17 protein-coding genes are annotated in these 17,242 nt (G+C 36.7%); 1 reads left to right on the forward strand and 16 read right to left on the reverse strand.

Annotated features, from left to right (window positions below; all coding sequences use genetic code 11):
* Positions 1 to 23: 23 nt before the first annotated feature.
* Positions 24 to 878 (reverse strand): methionyl aminopeptidase, encoded by an 855-nt coding sequence (locus RU87_RS07915; protein WP_068163952.1) that lies wholly within the window; start codon positions 876 to 878, stop codon positions 24 to 26.
* 242 nt (positions 879 to 1,120) lie between these two features.
* On the opposite strand from RU87_RS07915, the gene RU87_RS07920 reads away from it, so the two are divergent.
* A complete protein-coding gene (locus RU87_RS07920; RefSeq protein ID WP_068163949.1) occupies positions 1,121 to 1,564 on the forward strand; it encodes a flavodoxin in 444 nt (147 codons plus the stop codon).
* Positions 1,565 to 1,663: 99 nt separating this feature from the next.
* On the opposite strand, the gene rplA is transcribed toward RU87_RS07920, so the two are convergent.
* The 15 genes from rplA to RU87_RS07995 form a co-directional block, all read right to left on the reverse strand.
* On the reverse strand, positions 1,664 to 2,350 hold the full coding sequence (gene rplA, locus RU87_RS07925; RefSeq protein WP_068163942.1) for a 50S ribosomal protein L1: 687 nt from the start codon (positions 2,348 to 2,350) through the stop codon (positions 1,664 to 1,666).
* 158 nt (positions 2,351 to 2,508) lie between these two features.
* Entirely contained in the window at positions 2,509 to 2,934 is a 426-nt protein-coding gene (gene rplK, locus RU87_RS07930) for a 50S ribosomal protein L11 (protein WP_068163938.1), read from the reverse strand.
* A 360-nt stretch (positions 2,935 to 3,294) separates the two neighbouring features.
* Positions 3,295 to 3,504: a YozE family protein gene (locus RU87_RS07935; RefSeq protein ID WP_068163936.1), complete on the reverse strand. Its 210-nt coding sequence runs from the start codon at positions 3,502 to 3,504 to the stop codon at positions 3,295 to 3,297.
* Positions 3,501 to 4,022, reverse strand: coding sequence for a peptide-methionine (S)-S-oxide reductase MsrA (gene msrA / locus RU87_RS07940; RefSeq protein WP_068163933.1), 522 nt, complete (start codon positions 4,020 to 4,022; stop codon positions 3,501 to 3,503). Before msrA ends, RU87_RS07935 begins: the two co-directional genes overlap by 4 nt.
* The gene (locus RU87_RS07945) at positions 4,019 to 4,882 is read right to left on the reverse strand and encodes a CvfB family protein (RefSeq protein ID WP_068163931.1); all 864 of its coding nucleotides are present in this window, start codon (positions 4,880 to 4,882) and stop codon (positions 4,019 to 4,021) included. The genes msrA and RU87_RS07945 overlap by 4 nt, the downstream gene beginning before the upstream one ends.
* Positions 4,883 to 5,063: 181 nt before the next feature.
* Positions 5,064 to 5,621, reverse strand: a complete 558-nt coding sequence (gene frr / locus RU87_RS07950) for a ribosome recycling factor (protein WP_068163927.1) — start codon at positions 5,619 to 5,621, stop codon at positions 5,064 to 5,066.
* 33 nt (positions 5,622 to 5,654) lie between these two features.
* On the reverse strand, positions 5,655 to 6,374 hold the full coding sequence (gene pyrH / locus RU87_RS07955) for a UMP kinase (protein WP_068163924.1): 720 nt from the start codon (positions 6,372 to 6,374) through the stop codon (positions 5,655 to 5,657).
* A gap of 213 nt (positions 6,375 to 6,587) precedes the next feature.
* Entirely contained in the window at positions 6,588 to 7,772 is a 1,185-nt protein-coding gene (locus RU87_RS07960) for an acetate kinase (protein ID WP_068163921.1), read from the reverse strand.
* Between the two features lie 66 nt (positions 7,773 to 7,838).
* Positions 7,839 to 8,774, reverse strand: a complete 936-nt coding sequence (locus RU87_RS07965) for a class I SAM-dependent methyltransferase (protein WP_068163918.1) — start codon at positions 8,772 to 8,774, stop codon at positions 7,839 to 7,841.
* A gap of 537 nt (positions 8,775 to 9,311) precedes the next feature.
* Complete coding sequence (locus tag RU87_RS07970; RefSeq protein WP_068163915.1) at positions 9,312 to 9,800, reverse strand: GNAT family N-acetyltransferase; 489 nt, start codon at positions 9,798 to 9,800, stop codon at positions 9,312 to 9,314.
* A gap of 64 nt (positions 9,801 to 9,864) precedes the next feature.
* Positions 9,865 to 11,199, reverse strand: coding sequence for a UDP-N-acetylmuramate--L-alanine ligase (gene murC, locus RU87_RS07975; RefSeq protein WP_068163906.1), 1,335 nt, complete (start codon positions 11,197 to 11,199; stop codon positions 9,865 to 9,867).
* Between the two features lie 135 nt (positions 11,200 to 11,334).
* Positions 11,335 to 11,910, reverse strand: a complete 576-nt coding sequence (locus RU87_RS07980) for a hypothetical protein (RefSeq protein ID WP_068163899.1) — start codon at positions 11,908 to 11,910, stop codon at positions 11,335 to 11,337.
* A 204-nt stretch (positions 11,911 to 12,114) separates the two neighbouring features.
* Positions 12,115 to 15,231, reverse strand: coding sequence for a DEAD/DEAH box helicase (locus RU87_RS07985; protein WP_068163897.1), 3,117 nt, complete (start codon positions 15,229 to 15,231; stop codon positions 12,115 to 12,117).
* Positions 15,232 to 15,445: 214 nt separating this feature from the next.
* The gene (locus RU87_RS07990) at positions 15,446 to 16,447 is read right to left on the reverse strand and encodes a serine hydrolase domain-containing protein (protein ID WP_068163894.1); all 1,002 of its coding nucleotides are present in this window, start codon (positions 16,445 to 16,447) and stop codon (positions 15,446 to 15,448) included.
* Complete coding sequence (locus tag RU87_RS07995; protein WP_068163872.1) at positions 16,444 to 17,112, reverse strand: CppA N-terminal domain-containing protein; 669 nt, start codon at positions 17,110 to 17,112, stop codon at positions 16,444 to 16,446. The genes RU87_RS07990 and RU87_RS07995 overlap by 4 nt, the downstream gene beginning before the upstream one ends.
* Positions 17,113 to 17,242: the final 130 nt, after the last annotated feature.

Here is a 17,242-nt window from a genome sequence, read left to right on the forward strand (position 1 = left end):
CCTCCTCCTGTGATCTCTAATCGTTAATAACTACCTTCCTCACCTTGACTTGTCAGTATGACTGGCCCATCTTTAGTGATCACAAACTGGTGTTCATATTGGCATGATAAACTGCCATCAAGTGTTGTATAGCCACGTTCATTTGATGGATGATCAATCTCCCAACCACCGGTATTAATCATAGGTTCAATCGTTAATACCATGCCTTCTCGCAAACGAAGTCCTTTTCCTGGCGTACCATAATGTGGCACCATCGGTTCCTCATGCATCGTAGGGCCTACACCGTGACCAACAAGATCGCGAACAACGCCATAACCAAAACTTTCAGCATAAGTTTGAATCGCATGACCAATATCCCCAATGCGATTACCTACTTGTGCCATCTCAATGCCTCGGTATAAACTTTCTTTAGTAACTGACATCAACTGTGCAACCTCATCCGAGACCTCACCAACCGCATAGGCCCAACAAGAATCTGCCACACCACCAGTAAATTTATCAGCCAAGGCTTTCATGGCCATACCATCATCAAAATTAGCCTTGCTCATATCGATACCACCACCTGTACCAATTACCATATCAACTTTGATTAGGTCTCCTGACTTAAGCTTATAACCTTTTCTAGGAAAGCTATGTGCAACCTCATCATTTAAACAACAACAAGTCGCATAAGGATAAGGATTGACATTACCTTCATCTACACCAATCTGTAAAGGAATCGCGTTTTTTTCTTTACAAACACGGCGTACATAAGTCTCGATTTCCCACATATCAATACCTGGTTTGATGATATCACGTAACCCAATATGAATACCAGCTAAGACATCTGAAGCATCTTGCATCATTGCGATTTCTCTTGGAGATTTTAAAGTAATCATTTTTTAAATTTTTCCTCTGTTTTTTTTAGTCTATTTCTATTTTATCAAATTTAGCTATCATTTAGTGAACTTCTTTTCATTAAAATCTAGCTTTAATACAAAAAGTAGTTACTCGTATGCGTTGATATCTAAAACTGGTATCAATACCTGTTTATTTATCGTAAACAGTAAGCAGAAAATTTGATTTTTTAAGTAATTTTGGTATAATTTTCTTAATATAAAATTAAAAATTGGAGATTATAATGCCTTTAGCTAAAATTGTATATGCTAGTATGACAGGAAATACCGAAGAAATTGCTGATGTCGTAGCAGAAAAACTAGAATCACTTGGTCTTGATGTTGATTTAGATGAATGTACTGCTGTTGATGCGTCAGATTTCCAAGAAGCTGATATCGTTATTGTCGCATCATATACTTACGGAGATGGTGAATTACCTGATGAAATCGTTGATTTTTATGACGATTTACAAGATTTAGACCTAACAGGTAAAGTCTTTGGTGTTATCGGATCAGGAGATACATTTTACGATGAATTCTGTAAATCTGTAGATGACTTTGAAGCTGCTTTTACTAAAACATCTGCAACAAAAGGTGCTGATAGCGTAAAAGTTGACTTAGCTGCAGAAGAAGAAGATATTGCAAAACTAGAAGCTTTTGCTGAAACTCTAGCCGCTAAAGTAAATTAATCAAAACGAAAAAATCATGATGTTGTCATGATTTTTTTAGTTTAAACTAACTAGCTAATACAAACAAAAAAAGCCCTAAGGCTTTTTTATCTGGGTCAATTAAAAGTTTGGATCAACTTTGATACCAGGACCGAAAGTTGTTGTTAATGTCAAGCTTTCGATATAAGTTCCTTTTGCAGTAGCTGGTTTAGCAGCAGCGATAACTGCGTTGATCGCTTTAAAGTTTTCAACTAATTTATCAGCTTCAAATGATACTTTACCAATCGCAACGTGTACGATACCGGCTTTTTCAGCACGGTAAGTTACTTTACCAGCTTTAACTTCTTCAACTGCTTTAGTAACATCCATCGTTACAGTACCAGTTTTAGGGTTAGGCATAAGGTTACGTGGTCCAAGTACGCGACCAAGACGTCCTACAACAGCCATCATATCAGGTGTTGCAACAACAACGTCAAAGTCAAACCAACCACCGTTGATTTTTTCAACGTATTCCATTTCACCAACGTAGTCAGCACCAGCAGCTTTTGCTTCTTCAGCTTTTTCACCTTTAGCGAAAACCAAAACTTTAGCTGTTTTACCAGTTCCGTTAGGTAATACCATAGCGCCACGGATTTGTTGGTCAGCTTTTTTAACGTCAATGTTAAGGTTGTAAGCAACCTCAACTGTTGCGTCGAATTTAGCAAAGTTAGTTTCTTGTGCTAGAGCGACAGCTTCTTGAGCTGTGTATACTTTTGTTGTGTCTACTTTTTCTAAAGCAGCACGCAATTGTTTGCTTTTTTTAGCCATTATTCTTTCTCCTTGTGGTATTAACGGTTGCAAGCAACCTTCCACCGCTTTATCATATGTCGATTGGGTGGTTTTCCATTATTCAGATCTCGATCTGAAAAGTGTCATCTTTAATCTGCGGATATATGCCTGAAATCATGCACATGCAGATATAAAAATTAACCTTCGACAGTGAATCCCATAGAACGTGCTGTACCTTCGATCATGCGCATAGCAGATTCAACAGATGAAGCGTTAAGGTCTTCCATTTTAGTTTCAGCGATTTGTTGTACTTGTGCTTTAGTAACACTTGCCACTTTTACGGTGTTTGGTGTACCAGAACCTTTTTCAACGCCTGCTGCTTTTTTAAGTAAAATAGCTGCAGGAGGTGTTTTTGTAACGAAAGTAAATGACTTATCTTCGTATACTGAGATAACAACTGGGATGATCATGCCAGCTTGATCAGCTGTACGTGCATTAAATTCTTTTGTGAAGCCCATGATGTTGATACCAGCTTGACCAAGTGCTGGTCCTACTGGTGGAGCTGGTGTTGCTTTTCCGGCTGGAATTTGCAATTTGACAATGTTTTGTACTTCTTTAGCCACGATAATTTCCTCCTATTAATGATTTCTTACGAAATCTCTTCTCGTGATGTGGTTTAATGGGTCAATGCCCTCCCACGCAATATACCTTTATTTCAAGCATACCGTATAATTATACTACTACTTGCTATCTTTGTCAATAACTTTTATCTACACCTGACTTATTTAGCTCTTATTATTTTAAAGTTAGCGAAAAAAGTCATGACATGCAATCTAGTTTTTAACACCGTAAGATTAAGTGAGTTGTTTATCTTGCCTTACAAGCCTGATTGTTAACTTCAAAATTTAATAAATTCAGTCATATTTTCATATAAAAAAAGCCATATCGGCTTTTAAATGATGCGTTAATCGGTTTTCGTGCCTTTAGTTTGCTAGATATTGCTCCCAGATTTCATCAAAAAGGGATAAATTAAAAGCAAAGTTGGCATGTGTTTCTAGATAAGTTGAAATCTCATCAAAATCTGATGACTGTTTTGGAAAGGTTGAATCCTCATAAACTAAATTTGCTAACTTTGTGATGTCATCTACTTCTTTATAAGCACGATACTTCATCAAAAAGGTGTAAAAACTCATGCATCACCCCATTGTTTTTTTAGAAAATCATGGCGAGTCTTGGCACTTGAGGCATATCTAGCAGGATTTTTCTTATAAAATCCTTGATGATAGTCTTCTGCCGGCCAAAATGTTTGGCTAGGCTCTATTGTCACGACGATATCTTTATCAAACAAAGCTGAGGCTTGCAATTTGGCTTTACTAGCTGTCGCAATTTCCTGTTGTGCCAAATTATCAAAATAGATAACAGGACGATAGTTATCACCACGATCATTAAATTGACCAAAAGCATCTGTCGGGTCTGTTAATGTCCAATATAAGTCAACTAAGTCGGCATAACTCACTAAGCTATTATCAAAAATAATCTCTACTGCTTCAGTATGCCCTGTTTGATGTGATAAGACCTCTTCATAAGTTGGATTCTCAGTCGTCCCACCCGTATATCCACTAGTCACACTCAAAATACCTGGCATATCTTCAAACGGTTGTACCATGCACCAAAAACAACCACCTGCAAAAATCGCTCTTTCTTGACTCATAATAATGTCGTCCCCGTTTCATCTTGTTTTATTTTCTTTTGCTTCATTAATCCACCAAGCGCCTTTTTAAATTGACCTTTAGAGATAGCAAAAGTTGCCATAATATCAGCAGGTGCTGATTTGTCATAAAGTGGCATATGACCACCTTGTTGCTCAAGATAAGTCAAAATTAGCTGAGCATCTGCATCTAACATCTCATAAGCACGTGGTTTAACACTGAGATTGAGTGTTCTATCGATTTCTCTGTACCCAATAACACGTGCTTCTAATACTTGACCTAGTCTAGGCTCAGAAAATCGTTCATTTGGATGAATAAAACCAAGCATATTATGATCTGGAAGATAGACAAAGCTACCAGATAATTTATTGCGATAAACAATCGCTTTGACATTTTGGTTTTGCATATTGTCATACGCTTTACCTGACATGTCAACAAAAGTTTCAGGATAAGCAATCTCACCCCAGATTCTATCTTTGTTATCTACCACTAATTTGACATATAGCTGATCACCTTTTTTAGGCCATAGCTCTTTCATCTCTGGTAGCACATCAAGCGATACAACTACATCTTTATCAGGTATATTCACATCAACAAAGACACCTAGATCTTTTCTGACGTCAGTGACTGTTCCCCAACCATACTGATCTCTTGTAGCTGTAGGTGTTAATAGGGTTAGACACTGTTTACCTGCTTTGTCTGTATAGGCAAAGCCTGTTACCTCATCTCCGATTTGGTACGTTAACTCATCCTTTGGTAATCTAAAAATAAGTCCTTGTGCTTGAATATAGTAATTACCGTCGTTTTCATCCGTAATTTTTCCAGTTACCATCGTTGCGATTAGCTGATTTAATTCTGACATAGTTTCCTCTTTATATTTGCTCTATAGTTGTAATCAATATTTTTCCTTATTATACCATAAATAAATATTTGGTTGATGAGATTTATTTATAGGACGACTTCTCTAACATATGCACGACTACTCTCGCTACATATTAAAAAAAGCACACCTAACCTGTCATGTTAGGGCACTTTTCATCTCTTTATACTGTTAGCAATTCTTCTTCTTTGTTTGCTGTATGTTGATCAATTTCTTTAACAGCATCATCTGTTACTTTTTGGATCTCTTTTTCAAGACCTTTAAGTTCATCTTCAGTAATTTCTTTTGCTTTTTCAGATTTCTTCGCATCGTTCATCGCATCTTTTCGGATATTACGAACGGCTACTTTACCGCCTTCAGCTGTCTTTTTAACTTCTTTAGCTAATTCTTTACGGCGTTCTTCTGTCAAGGCTGGGATTACTAAACGGATCACATTACCATCTGATTGAGGATTAATCCCTAAATCACTTGCATTTAAAGCAGCTTCGATATCTTTAATCACTGTCTTATCAAAAGGTGTAATTAAAAGCACACGTGCTTCTGGTACAGAAATACCTGCTAATTGGTTTAAAGGAGTCGGTGCGCCGTAATAATCAACAGTAATTCTGTCTAATAGACTCGCATTAGCACGACCTGCTCTAATACTACCAAATTCACGTTGTAAGCTTTCAATAGATTGTCTCATGCGAGTACTTGCATGTGTTACGATTTCATTTGCCATTATATCATTCCTTTTTACTTTTTATTAATCAGCTTAGTTAGAGACTGTTGTCCCAATGTTTTCACCAAGTACAACACGCTTGATATTACCAGTTTCATTTAAATTAAAGACAACAAGATCAATATTGTTATCCATTGATAAACTTGATGCTGTTGAATCCATAATCTTCAAGCCTTGTTTCAATACGTCAAGATGAGTTAACTCTTCAAACTTAATCGCTGCGGTATTCGTTCTAGGATCATCATTATAGACACCATCAACACCATTTTTAGCCATCAAGATTGCATCTGCACCGATTTCTGCTGCTCTAAGCGCGGCAGTTGTATCTGTTGAAAAGTAAGGTGATCCAGTTCCTGCTGCAAATATAACGATACGATCTTTCTCAAGATGACGCAAAGCACGCCCACGTACATATGGCTCAGCCAATTGTTGCATATTAATTGCAGTTTGTACACGTGTGATGACACCCTCGCGTTCAAGCGCATCTGCCATAACAAGTGCATTCATGACAGTTCCTAACATCCCTGTATAGTCAGCTGGTACACGTTCCATACCGGCTGCTGCTGCCGCTTCACCTCTCCAAAGATTGCCACCACCAATAACTAAGGCAATCTCTATCCCTAGATCATGAACCTCTTTTAACTCCTTGGCGATTTCTTGAACCGTGGCAATATCGATACCAACGCCTCGTTCTCCAGCAAGTGCTTCGCCGGAAAGTTTAATAAGTACTCGTTTATATTTTACTTGAGACATAATTCACCTTTCAATCATTACTATTGCTTTTAAACATTATCTTACCTATTTTACCATAATTTCTCCTGTTTTTTAAATGGTCCTACTGCTTTTCTTTATTTATTTGGCATATTTTTTTAGTAGATAGATAGGCTACTTAGCAAATCTGATTTCCCCTAACCATAAAAAAACTATCTAGAAAACAGCAACTAGATAGTCTCAATAGTACAGTCATTATTTAAATTTATCTACATCACGTACAATGACTAACTCCTCATCCGTTGGGATAACAAGTACTTTCACTTTGGCATTTGGTGTAGAAATGACACCATCAGCGCCTACAACGTTTTTACTTTCGTCAATATCTAATCCAAACCATGATAAACCAGATACGATAGCATCTCGAACCTCTACTGAATTTTCACCAATACCGGCAGTGAAAATAAGCGCATCCGCACCATTTAAAACAGCAAGATACTGACCAATATATTTTTGGATACGATTAACAAACATATCAAAAGCAAGTGTCGCCTTAGCATCACCAGCTGCACGACCTTTGATGATATCGCGCATATCAGATGAAATCTCTGAGATACCAGCTAAACCTGATTTTTTATTGAAGATATCAATCACTTCAGCTACATCTGAAATACCTGTTTTAGCCATAATGTGCGGAATAACAGATGCATCTAATTCACCAGTACGTGTCCCCATCATGACACCAGCAAGTGGTGTAAAGCCCATAGAGGTATCAACTGATTTGCCACCATCAACCGCAGTTAAACTGACACCATTACCGATATGAGCAGTGATGAGTTTTAGTGATTCAGGTGCTTGACCAAGATACTCGGCTGCTTTTTGTGCGACGTACATATGACTTGTCCCATGTGCACCATATTTACGAACAGCATATTTTTCATAATAATCGTTTGGTACTGGGTAACGAAAGGCAACAGGCGGCATTGTTGTGTGAAAAGCCGTATCAAATACAGCAACGTGTGTCGCATTAGGTAAGAGCGCACGAAATGCATGAATCCCTGCGACATTCGCAGGATTATGTAGCGGTGCAAGATCACTCAACTCTTCTACTTGCTTAGCAATTTCATCAGTAATTAAAACAGAAGATTTGAAAAGTTCTCCACCAGCAACGACACGATGACCTGTCCCAGATATTTCGGAAAAATGTTCTATAATTTTCAAAGATTTCAAATCATTCATCAAAATAGAAACAGCTTCTGTATGATTATGAATATCTTTTACGACAACGTGCTTATCACCTTCAAAACTAACTGTAGATACAGAATCTGAAAGGCCGATACGCTCGATCAGCCCTTTGGCAATCACTACCTCTTCAGGCATTTCATATAATTGCCATTTTAAACTTGAGCTACCAGCATTTATCGCGATTGTTTTTGACATGTTTCTTTCTCCTGACTTACTCTTACTCATTTACAGTAACATTTTTTGAAAACGTTTTCTTCTAAATTATACCATATTTAATCTAAATTGTTCCATAAAAGCTTTCACAACTAACGGATCTGTTAGACTAACTAGTGGAAAGACGAATGGCGCTTTACCCTGTGCACATTTTTGTAAAATAAAAATTGCTTTTTGATTATTAGCTGTAAAGATATCCTCAGGCAAGGTAATCACAGCAGCTACACGAGCATAATCTTTTAACCAGCTCTTTAACAAATCTGATTGATCACTAGATAATAAATTACTTGGTGCAATAAAGATCGCATATGCATCTGATTTTAGATATTTAACACCTTGTGCCATCAACAAATGGTGCGCATAAGTATGCTCAACCTGACTAGCAAGTATTGAACGACTGGCAATGGCATCATCTGGATAATACCCTATTGGTAAATCTGATACTAATAAATCCACTGGATCGATCACTTGCGGGCGAACGGCATCTATCTGTAGAAATTTTGCATTCGTTTGCATCACATCTGCGATACTTGCTGCTAGATCAATCATCAAATCATCAACTTCAAAACCAGTGTAAGCTATCGTTTTGTCCTGAATGCCAGTTAGGATTGTCTCAGCCAAATTTCCAGTACCAGACCCCAGCTCCAAGATAGAAAGCTCAGGAGCCGTATATAGCGTTTCAATCATAAAATTGACGATATAACCAATCGCATCTGGTGTTAATTGGTGGTTTACCTGGAGGTGCATCTCTTTTGCACCCTTAATGAGTGCAAACTGGTATACTTTTTGCCATTCTTGTTTCGTCAAGTGCAAGTCACGTAATGCCTCTTGATCAAGTGCCAAATCAGGAAAGGCATTGTTGCCTGTATAGCTAGCATTTTGTTCAATAAGTGCTTCATAAAAATGTGTCGCCAGATGGCTTTCTAATGCATGTACATGGCTTAGCACGATACCAAAAGCTTTTTCAATTTTTTCCATATTCATAGCTTTATTATAACATACCCTTTTCATTATTTGTGTCATGTCTCATCGTTTATGTTGCTATATCAACGATAGATAGCCGCCAAAGAATGGAGAAAATAACTAAATTTGAATCTGTCAGTAGCTCTATATTTTTGAGGTAAGTTAAACTCTTTGAAAATAAAAAATGTGTATGACATCACGCTAATTGTTTTATATTTTCAAAGATACAATCAACTCCTCTCCATACACGGGCAGGTATCTGTCGCATGCTTCAAACAAACTAATAGCCTATAAAAAAATTTTAACTTAAATTTTGCTACGATGCGATTAGTTTCATAGGAGCATGATCTCATGGGCAGAGCCTGGGAAATACACGTCGCAATTCAATTAATCTAAAACTAAACTCATCAAATTAGAAAATAATAAATTCATTTTTTTGTCATTTTATATTTATTTTATGTTTGAGTTAAGCTTTATTGTTTATACTACATTTATTCCTTAAATATTTTTCATAATTACTCCGAAAAACGCATCAGCTATAGCAGCTGATGCGTTTTTTTAATCTTTAGTGTCCCACACCATCTCATACCATACACCGCCACCATAAGTAGAAGCCGATAACCCCTGATTTGTGAAACCATTTTTTTCATAATAGCCAATCAAGTAATCGTGACAAGTTAAGGTAATGCCATCACGGCCTTGTTTCTTGGCTAATGCTTTTAAGGCGATAATCAACTGCTTACCGACAGATTGATCTTGAAATTGTGCTGCTACTGATAAACTAGTCACAGCAATATAGCCGCCAGTCGCTGGATTTTTAGCAACTGTTTTAAACAAATCATCTGTCAAATGTTTAGACCCAATAACTGGTCCCTCGATATATCCAGCTACTTGCCCATCTATTTCAGCTACTAAGAAGGTATCTGGCGTTTCTGATATCCTGAGCTTAATGGCATCATAGCCCGCTACTTCAGCTTCAGAAAAATTATCTGTTTCTATTTGAAAGATAATAGGCAAATCACTTAACTGAACTTGTCTTATTTTCATATTTCCCCCTTTTAAATAACTCACTTACTTATAAAAAAAGGCCTTAGAGACCTCTTCTTTATCATTACTGCACATTATTTGTTAATTGTGAAAGCAGTGTTTCAAAGGCATATTCATATTTTTGAATATCTCCTGCACCCATAAAGACATAGACTGCATTGTCGTGATCAAGTAATGGTGATACATTATCAACTGTGATCACTTGAGTTGGTTTGGCAATCTTAACAGCTAGATCTTCAACCTTAACATCACCATGGTCTACTTCACGCGCAGAGCCATATATTTGTGCCAAATAAACCGCATCTGCTTGATTTAGACTAGTCGCAAACTCATCAATTAGCGCAATCGTTCTAGTAAAGGTATGCGGTTGGAACACAGCAACGATTTCTTTATTCGGATATTTTTGACGTGCTGCATCGACAGTAGCTTCTATTTCTGTTGGATGATGTGCAAAATCATCAATGATCACCTGCTCACCAATCAATTTTTCAGTAAATCTACGTTTAACACCTGCAAAAGTTGCCATATTTTCTGCAACTACTTTGTCGTCGAAACCATTTTGATGAGTGACTGCAACAACAGCTAAAGCATTTAAGACATTATGTTTACCGTAAGTTGGGACCATAAAGTCACCAATTTTCTCATCATGAAAATAAGCTGAAAATTGAGAACCAGATGTTGTTCTAGTCACGTTTTTAGCAATATAATCATCTTGATCTGTAAACCCATAGCGATAGATCGGTGCCTTAGCAGTTAGTTTTTGCAAGTACTTATCATCCCCATAAATAAAGATGCCTTTAGTCACTTGATTCGCATATTCTTGAAACGCATCAAATACATCATCAACACTTGTAAAGTAATCTGGATGATCAAAATCGACATTAGTAATAATCGTATATTCTGGATGATACGGTAAAAAATGACGTTCATATTCATCGGATTCAAAGACAAACAAATTAGACTTTTCAGACCCACGTCCAGTTCCGTCACCGATTAGATATGATGTATCTGTGATGTGACTCATCACATGAGCAAGTAAGCCAGTTGTTGACGTCTTACCATGCGCACCAGCAACACCAATAGATGTAAAGTTTCTCATAAACTTTCCAAGAAACTCATGATATCTCGAGTAGGCATAGCCATTTTTATCCGCATAAGCGATCTCAATGTTATTATCCTCACGAAATGCATTCCCTGCAATAATCTCAACATCAGGTGTAATATTTTTAACATCAAAAGGCAGTAGTTCAATACCAGCAAGCTCTAAACCACGTTGGGTAAAGTAATAATCAGTTGTATCTGACCCTTGCACTTTATGCCCCATTTGATGAAGCATTAAGGCAAGTGCTGACATACCTGACCCTTTTATTCCTATGAAATGGTAAGTTTTTTGTGACATAATTTGTTCAAATTAAGTTAGTAAAAGCAGGCGCAACATCAGATGTCACATCTAGTCATACTAACTTAACTCTAATCCTTTCTATTACTCATAAGCAATTAACTGTGTTAATAACGTATTTCACTACTCATGCTGTTATTGCGTCGTATCAACCTGTTCATGTTGTTGATGTTTACTTGCAAAATAATCCTCATCAGTTGCTTTAGACAAGGTATCACGTCCAGTTTTACTTAAATCAGTATTAGTTTGTCCTAACGAATGTTGCGTGTTAGCAACTTTTTTATTAGCTAAACCTTTAATACCCAATTCGTCTGAATCCGTTCTTTCTAACGGACTAACATATGCTTTGATTGGTTTAGGTTGGACGGCATTTTCACGCGCACGTTTTCTAGCATCCTCTACCACTGTAGATTTACGTTTTATATTAAAATCGAGGTTAGTCCGACTTGTTTTACCAAGTGGACGTTTCCCTTCAGTAGTAGGCATTTGACGTCGTGTTTCAAATGTATCTTGCGCGCTCATGTCTTCGCTGATATCAGAATAGCTCTGTGATACTGTATCTGTATGAACTGATCGTTGATCAGTTGATATCCCAGGATTATTCGTCAATAGTTCTTGATTCGTCATGATCACACGATTGTCTGGTGTTAATACCTGGTCATCAGCTATAATAGGAAATTCGATTTTGTTTCTTTTATTTGGATTTTGCATAATAGGCCTAACTTTCATTTTAAACAAAGTAGTCTGTTACTATCGATCTCATCTAGGTGAGTCATCGTATGACTTGATAAGTTAAATTTATCATTTCGTGCTGCTTCTAGCAGTCACGTCAGGTGCAATTCATATCATTTATTAGACTTGCAACCTTCTTTATATTGTACCAAAAAAGATTAAAATAATCTGCTTTTTTTCTCATCAAATCCCTAAAATAGTCTTCATCTCATCTCTAGAAATTGTATTATCTACACCACCACCATCTAGCACTGTTGAGACCATATCACGCTTACTATCTTGTAACATCATGATTTTTTCTTCTATTGTACCTCGAGTAATTAAGCGGATTACCTCTACAGTTTTGGTCTGTCCCATACGATGTGCTCTTGAAATAGCTTGTTCTTCAACTGATGGGTTCCACCATAAATCAATCAAAATCACAACATCAGCAGATGTTAAATTTAAACCTGTCCCACCAGCTTTCAAAGAAATTAAGAAGGCATCACGTGAGCCGGCATTAAAGGCTTTAACCATCTTAATCCGGTCTTTAACTGGTGTTGAACCTGTCAGTTGGTAACTAGAGATTCCTGCTGATTGAAGTTGTTTTTCAATATGTGGAAACATTTTTCGGAATTGAGAAAAGATTAACGGTCTGTGACCTGAATCTTTGATTTGTTGTAAAAGTTCTGATAAGCTTTTTAATTTACCAGAAGTACCAGCATAATCACTCATAAATAATGCTGGTGTATCGCATATCTGACGTAGCCGGGTGATACCTGCTAAAATCTCAATTTTTGAACGTGAAAATTCATAATCATCCATATCTCTGACTCGATTTTGGATGGCCTCAAGTTGGGCTAAATAAATAATTTTTTGTGCTTCTTCTAGCTCACTATATTGGATCATTTCAAGTTTTTCAGGTAGTTCAAGTAATACATCTTGTTTACGACGGCGCATGACAAAGGGTTGAATCATGCGTGATATCGCCTCGTATTTTAGTTTTCTAAATTGCTTTCTTTCACCTAAAATACCTGGCATGATGATTTGAAAAATCGCCCAAATTTCGTCTACCCTATTTTCGATAGGCGTTCCAGATAGCGCAAACGTATGTCTTGCATGTAATTGAGATAGAGCTTTATTGGTCTTAGAATTAAAGTTTTTAACAGTTTGTGCTTCATCAATCAACAAATAAGTTAAGTCGCGTTTTTGATAAATACTAACATCTTTTAGGAAACTACCATAGCTTGTAATAAAAATTTGTGTCTCTTTTTGTGACAACAATACATTACGCTCTTGTTTGGTACCATTGACGACGACAACGTTTATTGACTCAGCAAATTTAGCAAATTCGCTCGACCAATTATAAATCAAACTAGAAGGCGCGACAATCAAGCCGACTTCACCTGCTTTAAGATTACTTGCAAGATAAGTGATAGACTGTAAGGTTTTACCTAATCCCATATCATCAGCTAACACGCCACCCATATTATAAGCGCTTAACATATTCATCCAACGCACACCATCTTCTTGGTAAGTTCTAAGTGTTGCATCAACTTGCTCAGGTTTGCTATAAGGAAAAGTTTCTGGTTCTGTTAAATGGTGATAAAGCGTTTCAAATTTTTTCGTGAAGCTAATGCCCGTATAATTATCAAAAATTTTAGACAGTTGAAATGCTTTAAAGACTGGTACTGAAATTTTTCCTTGTTCAACTGTTAACATCTCTGGCATATCACTTAAGACATGTTTCACAGCATCAAACTTATCATCTAAGAGGACTAACTTACCAGATTCTGTCACATAGTAACCTGCATTAGCCTGTATCCTAGCCACAAGTTTAGAAAACTCCGTATCAGAAACTTGTGGTAGTTTGAAGCTAATATCTAATAACCCACCATTTTGATCAACATCAATATCAATCGGATCAGTTAATTGTAGTGATTTGACTGAATCAGATAGTATCACCTCACCAATCTTAGAAAATTCAGGCAATAGCTGTGTAAAAAACGTATAGATATCTTGCCCTTGAGGTCGATCAATCTTGGTATCAAAGCCGATTGAAAAACCATATGCTTTTAATAAGTCAAAAATACGTTGTTCCAGACGTAAATTACGTGAAAAATCAACCGTATCTAACGCTTTGAAGCTCGTAATTTGAAAGTCACCATAATCAAATATAACTTGCAAATTTAAAAATCGATCCACGTCAAACAAAAACTTTGGTTTGAACGCGCGAATCTTAAACGCTTCTGGTGTGTCAACATACCCAATCGTCTCAAATACTTGGAGTGCTTGAGCTAATCTATCCTTATCATCATAATCCAAATGGAGCATTCTTGCCCCATCTGAGGAAGCTTGTAAAGTTGACAGCAACTTAATGATGTGACGTTGCGCTGTATTTAACGTATAAAAAACGTGATCATAGTAGATCATCTCACCCTCAAATAACGGATAGTGAGCCACTTCTTTCACAATTAACTCAATGACATCATCCAACGGTTTAATTTCAAAATGATATAATTCACCTTCATCGCTTAAAGGAAGGACACTAAAATAAGTGACCGGTCTGTCTAACAGTTTTAGGGTATACTCCATCTCAGCGCAGAGATTAAGAAGATCTGGTACTAATCCTGCATGAGGTACAAAATATCTGCCCAATTTTCTATATAGGTTAGTCATCGCGATATCATCTTGATTCGGCGTGACTTTCAGTAAATAACTTAGAAAGTGACGACTTACCGTATCAAAACTTTCCATCAATAATGTGACCATACGCGTGCCACCAATTAGATAGTCTCCTGATTGTTTCAACAGGGCAATAAAATGCGGAATATCCTTGATAATATACGCTCTGCTCGTATTCGGTAACTTAATTTTTAATGTAAAAACTAAAAATTCTCCAGCATGATAATGGAATAATTCAGTTAATTGTGCATCGGTAATCTCTAAACATATTTTGATTTTACCAACGACACTAGCGTGTTTATCATCATTTATTTTTGAGAGAAAATCAGAAGACGCTAATAACTCTTTAGATTTTTCAACTTCAGCTGCAAACGCCTTTTTTTCCTCTTTAACCGCTGTTGCATCCGATTTTTTCAGATATTCTTCTACTGCAGCAATATGTTTACAATATCGTTTATTTTTTTGAAAAACATCACAAAAACACAAGTCATTTTGACCATCTAGATCATAAACAACTTGTTCTCCATCAACATCTGCCGATAGCTTCATATCTTTGATAGAGACATCTACCATCAATCCTTGTTCAAATATTTCCATACCATCAGCACGAACTCTTGCTGGCATCATACGACTCATCTGTTTTGTCCTGTCTTTATATCTCTTTTGGTATAGGCAGTGCTAACTGAACATCAATAGCACTATCGTAACCAATCATCGAAGTTTTCAACATCAGCGCCTAGGCCCTAAAGTAAAGCGGTAACTATAACCTTTTGTCGTCAACATGTTGGGATTACTTCCTTTAAAAATAGCTTCAAATTTCCGATTATTATACCATATTTTCTTGAAAATTTCATCTATTTTCTAATATTTGCATTGCCTTGACAAATGAGTTGATTAATAAGTTTCTATCCGTAATCCAACCTGGTCGATCATCTTTTAGATGAACCCGATTAGATAGAAAAATAACTGCTTGCTGCGTTTTTAGATTGATCATCACAAACGTACCAGTATAGCCTGTATGTAATAACCATTGAGAGGTTACATCACGCTTATTTGCTTCATCACCTTTAAGGATATCCCAGCTGATACTTCTCATATCTTGAGTCAAACTATAGTCCTTAAGTAGTGCCAGATACCGGTCATCTTCAAAATATGCTTGTGAAAAGTTAACTAAATCATCTAAGGTAGAAAACAATCCTGCGGAACCGGTATGATTCCCGAGCACACGTGCTTTAGGATCATGAACGACACCTTTTGGCAACTCCCATGCTGTCGACACTGTATGTTCTGGCGCGATAAATCCAGTATGGGTCATGTTAAATGGCTTGAAAACTTGATCCTGTAAAATAGCCGATAAGTCTTTGTGATACATCGCCTCCAACATAAATCCTAATAAAATAAAATTCACATCTGAATAATGAAACACTTTGTCTAAACTTGCATCTACTCGGTTAAGCGCTGCTCTTAGTTCACTATAGGATAAGTCATTTCTATTTTTGATAAAAGGATTAATCCCTGAGGTGTGTGTCACTAATTGACGAATGGTTAAACTCTCTGCACCTTGTCCTTCAAACTCAGGATAATAGTCTGTTAACAACGCATCAAGTGCGACTTGCCCAGACAAAATCAAGTCTATCAAAACAGTTCCTGTCCCAACTACTTTGGATACACTTGCTAGATCATATGCCATATCCGGTTTTAAGCTCACGATTTCTGGCTTCAATCTATCATTACCAAACGTGTGTTTACTTATCTTTCCCTTATCTACAAAAGCAAAAGAAGCACCTGGAAAAACTCCAGATGCAATATATGCTTTAATGATTTGAATAGGCTCTAGTAGCGCAATGGTCATTTAGCAAACCAGATTTCTGTATTTTGCGCATCACTTAAGGTTAAAACCTTAGCTTTTGGATCTACATAATAAGCTAAAGATAAGTCATCTAACTGTTCTGCAATCTGCTTAAGATCAACTGTCTTAGCTACCTTAAATTCAATAATCTCTAAATCCCATACTTCTTCTGGTTTAGACATCAAATCAGGACCTTGAGCTTGTGTATAACTGATCGTACCAAAAGGTAGGAATATACGATTATCTTGTTGTTTGAGACCAAACCCTTCTGTATAAAAAGCCAAACTTTCAGCAAGATTAGCAGTTGACAACTCAATATCACGTATCTTAAGCTCATCAGATGTCGACGCACTAGGGACTACTTCAAAGACATCACCTTCGGGAGAGGTTTTCTCAAAACCTTCTGTAAATTCTGGACTTTCGAGAACGATTTTTCTTAATTTTTTAACACCATTTACAGCGCGTGTTCTCATGCTAGGTGACTCTTCTATAATAAGCACTGCGTCATCTATTGTTTTAGCAGTCTTACCGCCTAAAATCGCCAAAGCATTTTCTTCAGAAATAACTTTGAGGCCTAATGCTTCTTTATAAAATGTTAAGTTTAATTCTCTATTATTAACACGAATCACAGGTACCATGCCGCTAACATTTTCAAATATCGTCTTCATCTATTCAATCTCAATTCTTTCAGTGGTTTTTTGTCTCTAACTATTATAAGCGACAATTACAAATATTACAAAAATTTTGTATGTATTTTATTGTTTTATTATTTTTTTCACACGATATGTTAATTTAAGT

It is taken from the genome of Pseudolactococcus plantarum (genome assembly GCF_002441715.1).
Taxonomy (GTDB): domain Bacteria; phylum Bacillota; class Bacilli; order Lactobacillales; family Streptococcaceae; genus Pseudolactococcus; species Pseudolactococcus plantarum.

Bases quoted from the DNA above. Each gene is read 5' to 3' on its own strand.
- RU87_RS07915 (WP_068163952.1), bottom strand. From the start codon at position 878: ATGATTACTTTAAAATCTCCAAGAGAAATCGCAATGATGCAAGATGCT.
- RU87_RS07920 (WP_068163949.1), top strand. From the start codon at position 1,121: ATGCCTTTAGCTAAAATTGTATATGCTAGTATGACAGGAAATACCGAA.
- rplA (WP_068163942.1), bottom strand. From the start codon at position 2,350: ATGGCTAAAAAAAGCAAACAATTGCGTGCTGCTTTAGAAAAAGTAGAC.
- RU87_RS07935 (WP_068163936.1), bottom strand. From the start codon at position 3,504: ATGAGTTTTTACACCTTTTTGATGAAGTATCGTGCTTATAAAGAAGTA.
- msrA (WP_068163933.1), bottom strand. From the start codon at position 4,022: ATGAGTCAAGAAAGAGCGATTTTTGCAGGTGGTTGTTTTTGGTGCATG.
- RU87_RS07945 (WP_068163931.1), bottom strand. From the start codon at position 4,882: ATGTCAGAATTAAATCAGCTAATCGCAACGATGGTAACTGGAAAAATT.
- frr (WP_068163927.1), bottom strand. From the start codon at position 5,621: ATGGCAAATGAAATCGTAACACATGCAAGTACTCGCATGAGACAATCT.
- pyrH (WP_068163924.1), bottom strand. From the start codon at position 6,374: ATGTCTCAAGTAAAATATAAACGAGTACTTATTAAACTTTCCGGCGAA.
- RU87_RS07960 (WP_068163921.1), bottom strand. From the start codon at position 7,772: ATGTCAAAAACAATCGCGATAAATGCTGGTAGCTCAAGTTTAAAATGG.
- RU87_RS07965 (WP_068163918.1), bottom strand. From the start codon at position 8,774: ATGAATATGGAAAAAATTGAAAAAGCTTTTGGTATCGTGCTAAGCCAT.
- RU87_RS07970 (WP_068163915.1), bottom strand. From the start codon at position 9,800: ATGAAAATAAGACAAGTTCAGTTAAGTGATTTGCCTATTATCTTTCAA.
- murC (WP_068163906.1), bottom strand. From the start codon at position 11,199: ATGTCACAAAAAACTTACCATTTCATAGGAATAAAAGGGTCAGGTATG.
- RU87_RS07980 (WP_068163899.1), bottom strand. From the start codon at position 11,910: ATGCAAAATCCAAATAAAAGAAACAAAATCGAATTTCCTATTATAGCT.
- RU87_RS07985 (WP_068163897.1), bottom strand. From the start codon at position 15,231: ATGAGTCGTATGATGCCAGCAAGAGTTCGTGCTGATGGTATGGAAATA.
- RU87_RS07990 (WP_068163894.1), bottom strand. From the start codon at position 16,447: ATGACCATTGCGCTACTAGAGCCTATTCAAATCATTAAAGCATATATT.
- RU87_RS07995 (WP_068163872.1), bottom strand. From the start codon at position 17,112: ATGAAGACGATATTTGAAAATGTTAGCGGCATGGTACCTGTGATTCGT.